At 69.5% G+C, this 12,434-nt stretch carries 15 protein-coding genes and 1 tRNA gene; 11 read left to right on the forward strand and 5 right to left on the reverse strand.

Annotated elements, in window-relative coordinates; genetic code table 11:
* Positions 1-11 precede the first annotated feature (11 nt).
* From OIE47_RS20165 to OIE47_RS20190, 6 genes are all read left to right on the forward strand, one after another.
* Positions 12-659, forward strand: coding sequence for a DUF305 domain-containing protein (locus OIE47_RS20165; RefSeq protein WP_326556103.1), 648 nt, complete (start codon positions 12-14; stop codon positions 657-659).
* A gap of 108 nt (positions 660-767) precedes the next feature.
* On the forward strand, positions 768-1,286 hold the full coding sequence (locus OIE47_RS20170) for a hypothetical protein (protein WP_326556104.1): 519 nt from the start codon (positions 768-770) through the stop codon (positions 1,284-1,286).
* 146 nt (positions 1,287-1,432) lie between these two features.
* Positions 1,433-1,900 carry a MarR family winged helix-turn-helix transcriptional regulator gene (locus tag OIE47_RS20175; protein ID WP_326556105.1) on the forward strand — a complete coding sequence of 156 codons (468 nt, stop codon included), beginning with the start codon at positions 1,433-1,435 and terminating at the stop codon, positions 1,898-1,900.
* Between the two features lie 111 nt (positions 1,901-2,011).
* Entirely contained in the window at positions 2,012-2,284 is a 273-nt protein-coding gene (locus OIE47_RS20180) for a hypothetical protein (protein WP_326556106.1), read from the forward strand.
* Positions 2,285-2,430: 146 nt separating this feature from the next.
* Positions 2,431-3,261 carry an FkbM family methyltransferase gene (locus tag OIE47_RS20185; protein WP_326556107.1) on the forward strand — a complete coding sequence of 277 codons (831 nt, stop codon included), beginning with the start codon at positions 2,431-2,433 and terminating at the stop codon, positions 3,259-3,261.
* A 43-nt stretch (positions 3,262-3,304) separates the two neighbouring features.
* Complete coding sequence (locus OIE47_RS20190; RefSeq protein WP_326556108.1) at positions 3,305-3,880, forward strand: NUDIX hydrolase; 576 nt, start codon at positions 3,305-3,307, stop codon at positions 3,878-3,880.
* A gap of 25 nt (positions 3,881-3,905) precedes the next feature.
* Here the strand turns inward: OIE47_RS20190 and OIE47_RS20195 are convergent, their stop codons facing one another.
* From OIE47_RS20195 to OIE47_RS20205, 3 genes are all read right to left on the reverse strand, one after another.
* Entirely contained in the window at positions 3,906-4,667 is a 762-nt protein-coding gene (locus OIE47_RS20195; protein WP_326556109.1) for a hypothetical protein, read from the reverse strand.
* On the reverse strand, positions 4,654-5,571 hold the full coding sequence (locus OIE47_RS20200; protein ID WP_326556110.1) for a DNA-processing protein DprA: 918 nt from the start codon (positions 5,569-5,571) through the stop codon (positions 4,654-4,656). The genes OIE47_RS20195 and OIE47_RS20200 overlap by 14 nt, the downstream gene beginning before the upstream one ends.
* A 325-nt stretch (positions 5,572-5,896) precedes the next feature.
* Positions 5,897-5,969, reverse strand: a tRNA-Arg gene (locus OIE47_RS20205).
* A gap of 101 nt (positions 5,970-6,070) precedes the next feature.
* On the opposite strand from OIE47_RS20205, the gene OIE47_RS20210 reads away from it, so the two are divergent.
* A complete protein-coding gene (locus OIE47_RS20210) occupies positions 6,071-7,219 on the forward strand; it encodes a DUF1444 family protein (RefSeq protein ID WP_326556111.1) in 1,149 nt (382 codons plus the stop codon).
* Here the strand turns inward: OIE47_RS20210 and OIE47_RS20215 are convergent.
* Complete coding sequence (locus tag OIE47_RS20215; RefSeq protein ID WP_326556112.1) at positions 7,125-8,123, reverse strand: alpha/beta hydrolase; 999 nt, start codon at positions 8,121-8,123, stop codon at positions 7,125-7,127. The genes OIE47_RS20210 and OIE47_RS20215 overlap by 95 nt on opposite strands.
* 179 nt (positions 8,124-8,302) lie before the next feature.
* Between OIE47_RS20215 and ssb the strand changes: the two genes are divergently transcribed.
* Both ssb and OIE47_RS20225 read left to right on the forward strand, forming a co-directional pair.
* Positions 8,303-9,205 (forward strand): single-stranded DNA-binding protein, encoded by a 903-nt coding sequence (gene ssb, locus OIE47_RS20220; RefSeq protein WP_326556113.1) that lies wholly within the window; start codon positions 8,303-8,305, stop codon positions 9,203-9,205.
* Between the two features lie 192 nt (positions 9,206-9,397).
* Positions 9,398-10,042: a dihydrofolate reductase family protein gene (locus OIE47_RS20225; RefSeq protein ID WP_326556114.1), complete on the forward strand. Its 645-nt coding sequence runs from the start codon at positions 9,398-9,400 to the stop codon at positions 10,040-10,042.
* 7 nt (positions 10,043-10,049) lie between these two features.
* Here OIE47_RS20225 and OIE47_RS20230 read toward each other — a convergent pair whose 3' ends face one another.
* On the reverse strand, positions 10,050-10,835 hold the full coding sequence (locus tag OIE47_RS20230; RefSeq protein WP_326556115.1) for a class I SAM-dependent methyltransferase: 786 nt from the start codon (positions 10,833-10,835) through the stop codon (positions 10,050-10,052).
* 47 nt (positions 10,836-10,882) lie between these two features.
* Between OIE47_RS20230 and OIE47_RS20235 the strand changes: the two genes are divergently transcribed.
* Positions 10,883-11,449, forward strand: a complete 567-nt coding sequence (locus OIE47_RS20235; protein WP_326556116.1) for a helix-turn-helix transcriptional regulator — start codon at positions 10,883-10,885, stop codon at positions 11,447-11,449.
* 365 nt (positions 11,450-11,814) lie between these two features.
* The gene (locus OIE47_RS20240; RefSeq protein ID WP_326556117.1) at positions 11,815-12,396 is read left to right on the forward strand and encodes a hypothetical protein; all 582 of its coding nucleotides are present in this window, start codon (positions 11,815-11,817) and stop codon (positions 12,394-12,396) included.
* Positions 12,397-12,434: the final 38 nt, after the last annotated feature.

The following is a 12,434-nucleotide window of genomic DNA, read 5'->3' on the forward strand; positions in this document are numbered from 1 at the left end:
ACAACGCGGAAGTGGGTACTGAGCTGATGACCGGTGTGGGTGTCGCAACCGCCGCCCGAACCCGGAACTGGCGACTCGTCGGCGCCGTCGCGATCCTGGTCGCGACGGCGCTGGCCGTGGTGCTGGTGCAGGGCTGGGGGCGGGACGGGTCCCGGGCGAAGGCGAACGAACCGGCGGCGACAGCGGCGCCGATCGTCCTGAACGGAACCGATGTCGCGTACCTCCAACTGTTGATCCCGATGAACGACAGCGCGCTGGTGTTCTTCTCGTACCTCGGCACGAGCGAGGCGGCCACACCGGCGCTGCGGGAGTTCGCCGGGCGCCTCGCCGCGACCCACCGGGCCGAGGTGGGCGAGATGCGGTCGCTGCTGGCCGCCGGGGGTGTGCCCGAGGAGAACATCCACGAGGGCCACCAGATGCCCGGCATGGTCACCGAGCTGCGGCTCGCCGACCTCAAGCAGGCGCCGCCGGCCGAGTTCGGTGCCCGCGCGGTCACCCTGATCCGGGAGCACCTGGCCCAGAGCGCGGTGGTGTCCCGCTCGGAGCAGACGTCGGGCGGTGACGACCGGGTCAAGGCCGTCGCCGCCGGCCTGGAGAAGGCCAGGAACGCCGAGCTCGCCGAGCTGGAGGCGCTGCCGGGAACGTCGGGGGCGGGCTGACCGGACCGGGTACGGCGACACACCGGCCCTACCCCGTCGTTCGCACACCTGTCGGGTAACTTCGTCTTCTGGCCCTGGCAGTACCCCCGGACAGGAGAAGTTTCACGCATGGGTAGAAAGACCGTTCACGTCTCCGACTTCAGTGGCAAGGTCCTCCAGTCCGACGACGAGGTGGTTCGCGTCGTCGTCCTGGAACACCCCGACCTGGTGGCCGGACCCGTGCAGTTGGAGGCCAGGTCGGTCGAGGTGGAGAGCATCGACGACGCGTCGCTGGACGTCGCCGTCGTCGAGATCTACGACAGCCACGGTGGCGGTGAGCCGCGCCGGGTGGTGCTCACCGCCAGCGAGTTCGACGCGCTGGCGACCGACGTACCGATGGCGCAGTTGCTCAAGACGGCGGAACGGATCAAGCCGGCGCGGGCGGCCAAGAAGACCGCCGCCGACCGGCTCGACTACGCCACGCTGGAGCACGCGGGCAAGCCGCACCGGGGCAAGACCACCGAGGAAGAGGCGCAACTCGTCCGCGAGCACCTGGACGAGATCAACAAGCGGCTGGCCGACGAGGGCATCCGCCAGATCGACCCGGCCGACCCCGAGCACGCTACGCGGTACGGCTTCCCGGTCTGAGCGAACCGCACCACGTCACACCGCCGGCCGGGTATCCGTACCCGGTCGGCGGTGTGGTGTCGGTGCCCTGGTCACGCCCGGTAGCCTTCGCCCCGACATCGGTGGCACCGGAAACCGGGACCGGGCGAGCGAGCGGGGAGACGGCGATGGACGACGGGCAGGATCCGATCGACCCGCTCGCACTGGAGCGGCAGGTCTGTTTCGCGCTCTCCGTCGCCTCCCGCAACGTGGTGGCCCTCTACCGGCCGTTGCTCGAGCCGATGGGACTGACCCACCCGCAGTACCTGGTGATGCTGGCGCTGTGGCAGACCACGCCGCTGTCGGTCAAGGCGCTCAGCCAACTGTTGCAGCTCGATCCCGGCACGCTGTCCCCGCTGCTGAAGCGGCTGGAGGCGAACGGCCTGATCCGGCGCCACCGGGATCCGCAGGACGAGCGTGCGCTCGCGGTGGTGTTGACCGAGTCCGGGCGGGCGCTGCGGGCGCAGGCGGAGCTGATCCCGCCCGCGGTGGTCGAACGGCTCGGGATGGAACTCGACGAGCTGCAGCAACTGCACGGGTCCCTGACCCGCCTGATCGCCGCTACCCGGGGCGTCGCCGGTACGGCCACGGACTGAGCGGGAAACACGCCCCCAGATCACAGTCCCCGCCTCTTGCCGGGCTAATAATTGGTGTGCAAACTGTTGGCGTACCAAATATCTGGTCTCGACGGCGGGAGTGTGGTTGACGTGGGTGGATCCGGGTCGAAGCGATCGTTCTTCGGGCGGGTGGCCGGGCAGGACCGGATGTTCGACTTCCTGTTCAAGATCCTCGGGCCGCCGACGGTGGAGAACGCGGTCCAGGGCACCACCGCCGAGGCCCGCGAAGGCTGGAAGCGCGACCTCGCGGCACGCAAGCGGTACAGCGCCGAACAGCGGGCCAAGCGGGAGGAACGTCGGCGGGGGAGCCGCTCCTCGACGCCCTTCCACACCCCGGCCGAGCCGGCGAAACCGATCGACTGACCGATCTCCCGCCGCCCTCTGCTCGCCCTGCGACTGATCGATTCACGACACCGCGTCACCTTCCCGCTACCTGTCTCGTTGCGGTGAGGGCGCCGTACTCCGTACGCGTGCTCCAGGTTGCAGGTTTGAGCAGCGAGGAGGCGGGCGTGGCCACCTTCCGATCGGTCCTACGACAGGCGTTCCACATCTCCGGCGGGCAGCGGGTACGCATCGTCGCGCAGCGTACGGCGCTGCGGGCGAGATCCGGCGCCTTCCGCAACGAGATCGGCGTACGGATGCACGCCGATCCCACCGACATCCGGGGCGTACTCCTCGCGATGTACCACGGAAACCTCGACCGGAGCGCGGTCGCCACCTGGCGCCGGCTGGCCGAGGAACTCCGCCCCACCGTGGCACTGGACATCGGCGCCAACTACGGCGAGGTGGCCTTCTCCACCCGCTACCACCAGCGGCTGCGCCAACTCCACCTGGTCGAGCCGAACCCCGCCGTGCTCCACCGGCTGCGCGAGACGGTCCGGCACAGCGGTGCGGACTACCCGGACATCGTGCTGCACGAGGGCGCCGCCAGCGACGAGTCCGGAACGGCGCGGCTGAACTTCCACACGCACTCCGGGGTCTCCTCGTTGCGCCTCCCGAGCGACCGGGGGGTGTCGGTGGACTGCTTCCGGCTGGACGAGCGGATCACCCTCGACCCCGACGACTCGCTGCTGTTCAAGATCGACGTCGAGGGGCACGAACTGGCGGCTCTGGAAGGAATGGCCGGACTGCTGCGCGGACGCCAGGTCGCCGGCATCTGCGAGGTGATGCACGCGGACGACGAACTGCTGGAATTCCTCTGCGACCACTTCGCGGTCACCATCATCCGGGCCGGGGTGGAACATCCCGTCGACCTCGACGGACTGCGGGACACCATCGCGCAGGCCCGCGCGACCGGCTGGGCGGGCCTGAGCAAGGACGTGGTGCTCCGGTCCCGGTAGGTTTCCGGCACACGATCCGCTCGGAACAGGCAGGGGTACGCCGATGATCAACCTGGCTGAGGTGGTCGGCACCGTCGAGGCATACCTCGACCGGTACGGCACCGAGCGGGCCCGGCTCGCCCCACTGCTGACCGCCCTCGACCAGGGTACGGCGATCACCGCCCGGTCGACCTTCACCGGCCACGTGACCTGCTCCGCGATGGTGCTCGACGCCGACTGGCGGGCACTGCACATCCACCACAACGTGCTCAACCGCTGGCTCTGCCCCGGCGGACACCTGGAGCCGGGCGACACCACCCTGCTCGGCGCCGCGCTGCGCGAGGTCGAGGAGGAAACCGGGATCGAGGCGGATGCCCTGGCGATCCTGGACCCGCTCCCGGTCGACATCGGCGTACACCGGTTCCCGGCGAACACGGCCAGGTGTGAACCCGAACACTGGCACTTCGACCTCCGGTACGCCTTCACCGTCGCCGAACCCCCGCGGCTGAGGCTCCAGGCCGACGAGGTCGGTGGCTCCGCCTGGCTGCCGATCGAGCCCGGAGCCCTCGCCGAGAAACTGGAACCGCTGCGACACACCGCCGCAGGGACCGCCCCGGTTGCCGTCCCGTCCCGTGAATAACCGCGGCTGGGTTCAGTCGCTCGTACTACCTGTCGTCGACGGCGCAGCGGTCCATGTCAAACCAGGACGCTGCCCGTAGCCGATCGATGAGCGGCTTCGACGGGCCGTAGTCCGGATTGACGCGACGACCGATGACTACCGCCGCGACTGCCGTGGCGCCGGCCGCCTTGAGGGCGAATGCCAGGGACTGGACGCGGCCCCCCGTTGTCCATGTGTCATCGAGGAGGAGGACTCTACCCCCGGTCGCGCTGTCCGGCGGCAGGTGGAAGCGGTCATGGTGGAAGCCCCGCTCGTCCGCGCCGTACGCCGGGTTCGGGGCCGGGCGAATGACAGGGAGAGGCATTCGTCGCGTCACGATCGCTTCGAGCGGGTGTTCGCCCTGCCGGCCCCGCGTCGACGGGACAGTGACGATATGCGTGAACGTGCCGCCGAGTGCCGTGGCAAAGCACTCCCAGTGATACGCGAGGTAGAGGACCGTCAGCGACGAAAGATTTTTCATGGCGACGGCCGACGCCTGGGTCGACTTGTAGACGACCAGGCTGTGATCGTGCTGTCGGCCCTTGATCGAGTAAGCGATCGGGGCAACAACGTCCGCCTGGACGCCCCCGGACGTCGAGCGATGCTGGCTGCACTGATAGCACAACTCGAACCCACTGCCCGCGGTGCTGCGGCAGACGGCGCAGATACCGTCCCCCGGTGGCAGCGGATTGCGTAGATAGTTGCGCTGGCGATCAACTACCTGTATCTCTTCATGCTGTGCGATCGCCCATTGCCTAAAGGAGCTCAAGGCGCGGCAGACCTTCGAGTGCCTGTGGGGAGTCCGGTATTTCGCGTACGAGTTGGTTGACGGTCGTCACAAGCTCGTTGGCGTTGGATACGACGTAAACGCCCGGGCGTTTGGCGTACTCGCGTGCCCAGTCGTGCTCAAGGAGCGAGTCGGCAAGGACGACGGGGCGGCCGTGTTCCAGTGCGAGGCGAGCCTGCATGCGGGCGCCGCTACGGTATGCCGCTTCTACGACAACCGTTGCGGCGGCATAGCCGCTCATGACCGCGTTACGCATGGGGAAAGTATGCTTGCCCGGAGGCGCGTCAGGCCAGAACTGACTGAGGACCAGACCATTTTTGACGATCCGGTCCTGTAAAGTCTTGTTTGTGGCCGGATAGTACCTATTGACGCCCGTTCCTATGACCGCGACGGTGCGGCCACCCGCACGTAGGGCAGCGGTATGTGCGGCAGTGTCGATGCCCGCCGCAAGCCCCGAGACGACGGTAATACCCGACTCGGCTAGGGCGGTTGCGCAGGACTCGGCGATGCTGACGCCGTGTTCGCTGGGCTTGCGTGTCCCGACCACTGCGACTGCCCATCGATCGTCCGCGACCGCACCGCGAGTGAATATGATCGGGGGCATCTGGTGGATGTCACGCAGGCGAGCGGGGTACGTGTCATCGAACAGTGAGTGCACAGCGATGCCGTTGGCGGCCCACTCTTGTAATTCGGCGAGCGCGGCGTCCAGTGCATCTCGCGCCGGGTCGTCCGCGAACAGCGTTGCCTCTGCCCCGAGACGTCGGTGGAGGGCGGTGAGGGCATTGCCCTCGGCAAGGACATCCGTGGCTATCTCGGTCCACCGCGCGCCGGGCTGACGGAGCAGCGCAACAAGGGCTGCTACCTGGGCCTCGCGGTCGTCTGGCATGGCAATGATCCTAGGAGTGTCGGGTGCGGGCGGCAGCGACACGGGGCCCATTACCACTCCTCCCGTTGGTTGGCTCTTGACCCTAAGTCTCGTACAGGCGTACGGCAGTCTCTGTTCGGTCACGATCACGTAGTTGTCGGGCCGAGCGTTACCGGCAGGGCGGCTGCGCAGGGCGCTGACCCGCTCACACCGGGTGACTGTCGGCTCTACCTCTTCATCGTTCCGAAGCCCACCGAGCGCTGAGGTTGTCCCCAGCGCGTCCCCTGCTCAGGGTAACGCCCCTCCGGGCGATGGCCGGAGGGGCGTTTTTGCAGCTAACCGTGGGTGCGCCCGGTAGGGATCGAACCTACGACCTTGGGATTAGAAGTCCCCTGCTCTATCCGCTGAGCTACGAGCGCCTGCTGTAATACGCGCGCGAGAAGGGTACCCGCGCTGCCGGACGAGTGTCCGGCTGGACGGGGGGTCGCCGGCCCGGCCAGCACATACTAGGTTTTCACGGGTGCAGGTGACGAGCACCCAGTTTTTGCCGCTGCTTGTGTCGACCGCCGACGAGCAGCTCGGCGGAGACACGCTGCTCGACGAGTTCTCCGACGACATCGGCATCGCCTACTCGTTCGGCCCACCGTACGGTGAGCGCCTGGTGACCTGGGCGGACCTGGAGCGGAGCGGGGTCGGCCGGCGGGCCCTTCGGCGTACGGCGATGCAGAACCTCGACCTGGCGATGAACCGGTTGCGGATCTCCGGCCAGCCGCCCGCGCTGCTGCTCTCCTTCGACGGCCTGGAATCCAGCGTGATGCTGGTCGACGAGTTCTGGAACGACCTCCAGCAGTCCGTACCCGGTGAACTGGTGATCGGTGTACCGGCCCGGGACGTGGTGATCGTCACCGGCTCCCAGTCCCGACCGGGCCGGGAGAAGGCCCGCCGGGCGGTGGACCGGGTCTTCTTCGCCGGTGACCCGCATCCGCTCAGCCGTGACCTGCTGGTCTGGCGGCAGGGGATGTGGCTCCCGTTCCACCCGGCCGCACCCGCAGCCGGCCCGGCCCGTCGGGTGGGCCAGCAGCCGACCTGGCCGCCGCCGTACCAGTCACCATCGGAACGCCCGGTGTCCGCTTCACCGGCGGAACGGCCGGGACTGCGCCGGGGCCCGGAGCAGCCCGTTCCGCAGCCGCCGGCGGAGCAGCCGGTGACGCGGCCGATCTCCCGGCCGCCGGTGGACCGACCGGTGCCCCGACGGGGTGGCGACCGCCCGGGTTCGTGGCGGACCGGCGAGCAGCCGGCTCTGCGCTCACCCGACGAACGCGACCAGCCCGTGGACCGGCGGGTCTTCGAGGACCGGCCCCAGGTGCCGGACCGGCGGGTCTACGAGGAGTTGCCCCAGGCGGCGGACCGGCGGGGGTATGACGGGCAGGATCGGCGGGGTTACCAGGCGCCGGGGCCGACGGGGTACCGGGAGCCCGGCCGGCCGCCGTACCAGCCGGCGGTGGAGGAGCAGGAGCCTGCGCCGTACCGGACGCCGGACCGGGTGGAGCAGCCGGAGCCCGATGAGGAGCCGGCTACGGAGTCCGGGCCGGTGGTGCGCTGGTCGGACTCTCCGCAGCCGGGCGAGTTCGGTCGAGGAAGGCGCCGACCCACCGATCCAGCTCGGTGAAGACCTGCTCGCGTACGGCCGGGCCGGACAGGGTCAGGTCGTGCAGGCCGCCGTCGAACCGGACCAGGGTCACGTGCCGCCCCAGCATCGGCGCCCACCGGGCCATGTCCGCCACGTTGAGCACGGTGTCCGCGAGCGTCGCCGACTCGTGCCAGGTCGCACCCCGGTAGCTCCGCGTCGAGGAGGCGAGGAGCACCGGTACGGAGATGGCGAGCCCGCTCTGCACCTGCCGCTGGGCGCGACGGATCGCCGCCAGCCAGCCGGCCCGGACCGGGAAACCGCCGAGCGGCTTCCAGGCCAGGTCGTAGGTCCACTCGCCACGGTGCTCGGTGTGCAGGCTCTGGCCGTACACCGGGGACAGAGCGAGCGGGATGACCAGGTACGGCATCCGCCGGGCCAGCTGGGCGACTGCGGCGGCGAGCGGTCTGCGGGCCAGCCATGGCGCGTTGAGGTCGAAGAACGGGCTGTTGAGGAACAACCCGTCGATCAGCGGGGTGTCGCGTCTCGCGTGTGTCCAGAGGGCCGCGAGCAGGCCGCCGGTCGAGTGTCCGTTGACCAGGAGGGTGTGGTTGCCGTCCTGCTCCCGGATGATGTCGGCGGCGGCGTCGAGTTCGGGGAAGTACTCGGTCAGGTCGCGGCAGAAGTTGGGCGTCTGGTGCGGGAGCAGGCTGCGGCCGTACTTGCGCAGATCGAGTGCGTAGAAGTCCCAACCGCGTTCGACGAAGAAGTCGGCCAGGTGCGCCTGGAAGAAGTAGTCCGCGAATCCGTGCAGGTAGAGGACCGCGCGACCGGTGGGCCGCTCGGCGCGGCGGCGGACGAGCGTGGCCTGTACCGCGCCCTCGTCGTCGTGCCCGAGATCGATCGTCTGGCTCTCGTACGCTGCGCCGAGCACATCCGGTTCCACGGGCTTGACGTTATCCCGACATAGCACATCCGCGCTTGATCAGGGCTTTATCCACCGGTCGCCGAGTTGTCCACAGGTCGCGTACGGACGGTGGCGCCACGGCGGCCCGGCCGCCAGGCTCGACCGCGAGTCGACTCGAAGCCATTCATCTGATTCATCGTGATTGCTACGGAGAGAGAATGTTCGACACCTATGTAACTATCGTGGGCAATGTGCTCACCGCCCCGGAGTGGCGGCGTACCAACCAGAGCGGCACGTTGGTGACCAACTTCAAGGTCGCCTCGACCGCGCGCCGGCTCGACCGGGAGAGCGGACGCTGGGTCGACGGCAACAGCCTGCGGGTCAGGGTGAACTGCTGGCGCAAGCTGGCCGAGGGCGTGGCCTCCTCGGTGATGACCGGCGACCCGGTCATCGTGGTGGGGCGGATGTACACCCGGGACTGGGTCGACGACGCCGGCAACCACCGCACCATGTACGAGATGGAGGCGGTCGCCGTCGGTCACGACCTGTCCCGGGGACGGGGCCGGTTCGCCCGTAACCGCCCGACCACGACCACCAGTTCGATCGAGGACGCCGAAGCCGACCAGCGGGTGCAGGGCGAGGAGACCGAACCGGTGCCGAACGCCCAGGCACCGGCCCGGCCCGACGGCCGCCCGCTGGACGACGAGCCCGGCTACGCACCCGTCCCGGTCTCCCCGGCCCCCGGTTACGGCCCCGGCTTCGGGACCGGCACCGGCTACGAGCCCGACCCCGACTACACGACCGGGAACGGGTACGGCACCGGGCCGGGTTATCCGGCCGATGCCGGGGACGCCGCCGAGGACGGTACGACCCAGCGGTTCCTGACGCTGCGCGACGAGCTGCCGGGCCTCCCGCCCGCCGACGAGCCCGCCGGTTCACCGACGGAGGAGGCGCAAGCCGGTGAATCGCACGACGACGACCGGAGCGCCGGACCGACCGGGGGCGGATTCCCCGGCGACGACCTCCTCGGCGGCGAACCGGCACCGGGACCGGGGGCCGACGACCGGTCGGGGAACGGTCGTGCGCGGCGTGGGCGTGCCCGGGTGCCCGTACCGGCCTGATCGAGTGCCGGCACCGGCCTGATCGGGGTGATCGGGGCAGCGTGTCGGTGGTGGGGTGTGCGGGTGCCGGACGGGTGCCCGCCGCCCCACCTCGGCGATACCGCGGCCGGACGCGCTCTGCTGCTTGCGAAGCGTTACGGTACCGGTTGTAAGTTGCAATCAGCGGTCGGTCGTCACTACCAAGGAGGATGCGTGCCGCAGTTGTTGAGGGTGCAGAGCTTCTGCGTGTCGCGTGACGGGTTCGGTACCGGTGAGGGGCAGAGCTTGGGGCGGCCCTTCGGGCACGCGGACCCCACCCCCCTGTTCTCCTGGCGGACGGCCACCGCCAGCTTCGTGTACCGCACCGAACCCGGCGGCACCCGCGGCCTGGATGACTACATGACCCGCGACTACGACCACAACATCGGCGCGGAGATCATGGGCCGCAACAAGTTCGGCGCCCAGCGTGGCCCCTGGGAGAACCACGAGTGGCAGGGATGGTGGGGGGACAACCCGCCGTTCCACACGCCGGTCTTCGTGCTCACCCATCACGTACGCCCGTCGTTCAGCCTGGCCGACACCACCTTTCATTTCCTCGATGCGAGCCCGGCCGAGGCGCTGGCCCGGGCGAAGGAGGCCGCCGCTGGGCGGGACGTGCGCCTCGGTGGTGGAGTCGCCACCGTTCGGGAGTTCATCGAGGCCGACCTGGTCGACACGATGCACATCGCCGTCGCGCCCGTCGACTTCGGTCGAGGCGAGCGGCTGTGGGACAGCCACACCGACCTGCTCGACCGCTTCCACCTCGATTCGGTGCCGAGTCCCAGCGGAGTGACCCACCTGCTGTTCTGGCGACGCTGACCAGGGCCTAGCGGCGGGCCAGCCAGACCGTCCGTTCGGTCCGTACGCTGAGATCGTCACGGCCGCCCAGGCCCGCGACAACCTTGTCCAGGGTGGCGAGATCGGACGGCGACAGCCGCTCCGCCAACCCGTGGCGCATCCGAACCAGGGAGACCTCGGCGTACCGGGTGGCGGCTGCGGGCAGCGGCGGCCGGAGGTCGATGTCGAAGTGTCGCTCGGTCACCGCCTCGAATCCGGCCTGGGTGATCCGGTCGCCCCAGTTCTCGTGCATGTGCAGGCCCGCCTCGTGCCGACGTTTCGCCGCCTCGGCGTGACCGCGCTCCTCCACATCCTCGTCCGGGGTGCCGGCAAGGAAGTGCGGGAACGAGTCCAGCTCGGCGACCACCAACAGCCCGCCCGGCCGGAGCGCACCGTACGCCGAGGCGAGCGCACGCCCGGGGTCGGCCATGTGGTGCATCGAGGCGGCGGCCCAGATCACGTCGGTCGGTCCGAGATCGGGCCAGGGCTGGTCGAGGTCGGCCTCGACGGTACGGATCCGCTCGCCCAGCCCGGCGGCGTCGGCCCGGCTGCGCAGGTGGGCCAGCATCTCCGGGGACAGGTCAACCGCGATGATCTCGGATCCGGGCAGTTCCCGGGCGAGGGCGAGGGAACCGGTGCCGCTGCCGGCCCCGACGTCCACGACCCGGGGGCGGTCGGGGGCCTCGCGGCCGACCCAGCCGATCAGGTTGCGGTGGTATTCGTGCAGGACCTCGGCGTCCAGGTCCAGCATCTCGATGAGGTGATCGTGAGCCATGCGTCGACGGTAGCCGGACTTTGCGCTGTTGGCATAGGCTCTTGCGTATGAAGCAAGACAAGGACCTGGAGGCCCTGGTTCGGCAGCGGATCCGCGGTCTGCGGGTGGCCCGAGGCTGGTCGCTGGACGAACTGGCCACCCGCTGCCTGCTCAGCCCGTCCACGCTCAGCCGGATCGAGACCGGCCACCGGCGGATCGCCCTGGACCAGATGGCGGCGATCGCTCGTGCGCTGGGCGTCACGCTTGATCAACTGGTCGAGTCGGACGCCGACGACGACGTGGTGATCCGCCCGTACTGCAACGAGGAGCGCGGGATCACCACCTGGTTGCTGTCCCGGGACAGCAACCAGACCGTCGCCAAGCTGCGGGTCACCCGTGAGGTGCCGGAAGACCTGCGGGTGCATCCGGGACGTGACTGGTTCACCGTGCTGTCCGGCACGATCGTGCTGCGTCTCGGTGAGCGAACGATCATGGTCGGGGTGAACGAGGCGGCCGAGTTCTCCACGATGGTCCCGCACGCGTTCGGCGCCCACGGCGGGCCGGCCGAGATCCTCTGCATCCTCGACCACGAGGGCGAACGCAGCCACCTGGGTCCAGCGAGTCCCCTGCCCTGAGGTGCCCCGACGGCAGGGCGCAGGTGTTCCGCGAGGGGCGTCGCCGCCTGAAGCACTTCGATGCTCGTCGATGTTGCCGGGATGGATCCCCGCGTGTTGGAATGGCTCATATCGCCGCAGCACGGGGGCAACCGTGCTGGAAACGGCCAGCACGGGAGCATCGCAGTGCCGGCAGCGCGCCGCTTTGGCAGACGCTCGCGTGCCGCATCGCCGGGCCATCCACTACGACGACGGGCAGGCATCCTCGCCCGCCGTACGTATTCCCCGGTAGGTGTCTCCGCGACGGCCGACGTGCTCGACGTCCGACAGACCGGGGCGTCCGATGCGGTCTGCCAGCGGAACCGGCGACGAGGTGAGAGACAATCATGATTTCCCGGGAGAGTTTCGCGGGGTGGTACCGAAACCGCCTGGTGTGGGTGGCGGTGATCCTGCTGGCGGTGTCGGCCGGTGTGGTCGTACTGCGCGACCGGGCCGGTCCGGAGGTGGGGCCGGCGGATCTGCAAGGGCAGATCATGACCCGGATGCGTGCCACGCTCGAACAGGCGGACCCGGGGCAGCACAACCACGCCGGACACGGTGCCCAGCAGGTGGGCACCGGGCAGGACAAGCCGGCGGTGATCTGCGGGATCCGCGTCTACGGCTACGAGCCGGCCGAGGTCACCGCACTGACCGACGTGCAGACGGTCTACGGCTTCCACTTCTGCGGAGTCGCCGAGCGCAAGCGCCCCTGGGATGTGGCGGTCAAACTGGCCGGGCCGGTGATCATGGACATGTCCACCGAGCCTCCGGGCATCCGGGTGGTCGAGGCGACCGCCGACGTCATGTTCGTCGACCGGCTGCGGGAGATGTTCCCGGACAAGTACGCGGAACTGGCGCTCAAGGAGGCGCTGGCCGAATCGGAAATGGCCGACCTGCGTCGCCGGTACGACGTCGCGGCCGGGCTCTGACATGGTGGGCGGCCCTGTCGGCTGTTGATCCCCGGTTG

The organism is Micromonospora sp. NBC_01796 (assembly GCF_035917455.1).
Classification (GTDB): domain Bacteria; phylum Actinomycetota; class Actinomycetes; order Mycobacteriales; family Micromonosporaceae; genus Micromonospora_G.

Bases quoted from the DNA above. Each gene is read 5' to 3' on its own strand.
- OIE47_RS20175 (WP_326556105.1), top strand. From the start codon at position 1,433: ATGGACGACGGGCAGGATCCGATCGACCCGCTCGCACTGGAGCGGCAG.
- OIE47_RS20170 (WP_326556104.1), top strand. From the start codon at position 768: ATGGGTAGAAAGACCGTTCACGTCTCCGACTTCAGTGGCAAGGTCCTC.
- OIE47_RS20190 (WP_326556108.1), top strand. From the start codon at position 3,305: ATGATCAACCTGGCTGAGGTGGTCGGCACCGTCGAGGCATACCTCGAC.
- ssb (WP_326556113.1), top strand. From the start codon at position 8,303: ATGTTCGACACCTATGTAACTATCGTGGGCAATGTGCTCACCGCCCCG.
- OIE47_RS20235 (WP_326556116.1), top strand. From the start codon at position 10,883: ATGAAGCAAGACAAGGACCTGGAGGCCCTGGTTCGGCAGCGGATCCGC.
- OIE47_RS20200 (WP_326556110.1), bottom strand. From the start codon at position 5,571: ATGCCAGACGACCGCGAGGCCCAGGTAGCAGCCCTTGTTGCGCTGCTC.
- OIE47_RS20240 (WP_326556117.1), top strand. From the start codon at position 11,815: ATGATTTCCCGGGAGAGTTTCGCGGGGTGGTACCGAAACCGCCTGGTG.
- OIE47_RS20230 (WP_326556115.1), bottom strand. From the start codon at position 10,835: ATGGCTCACGATCACCTCATCGAGATGCTGGACCTGGACGCCGAGGTC.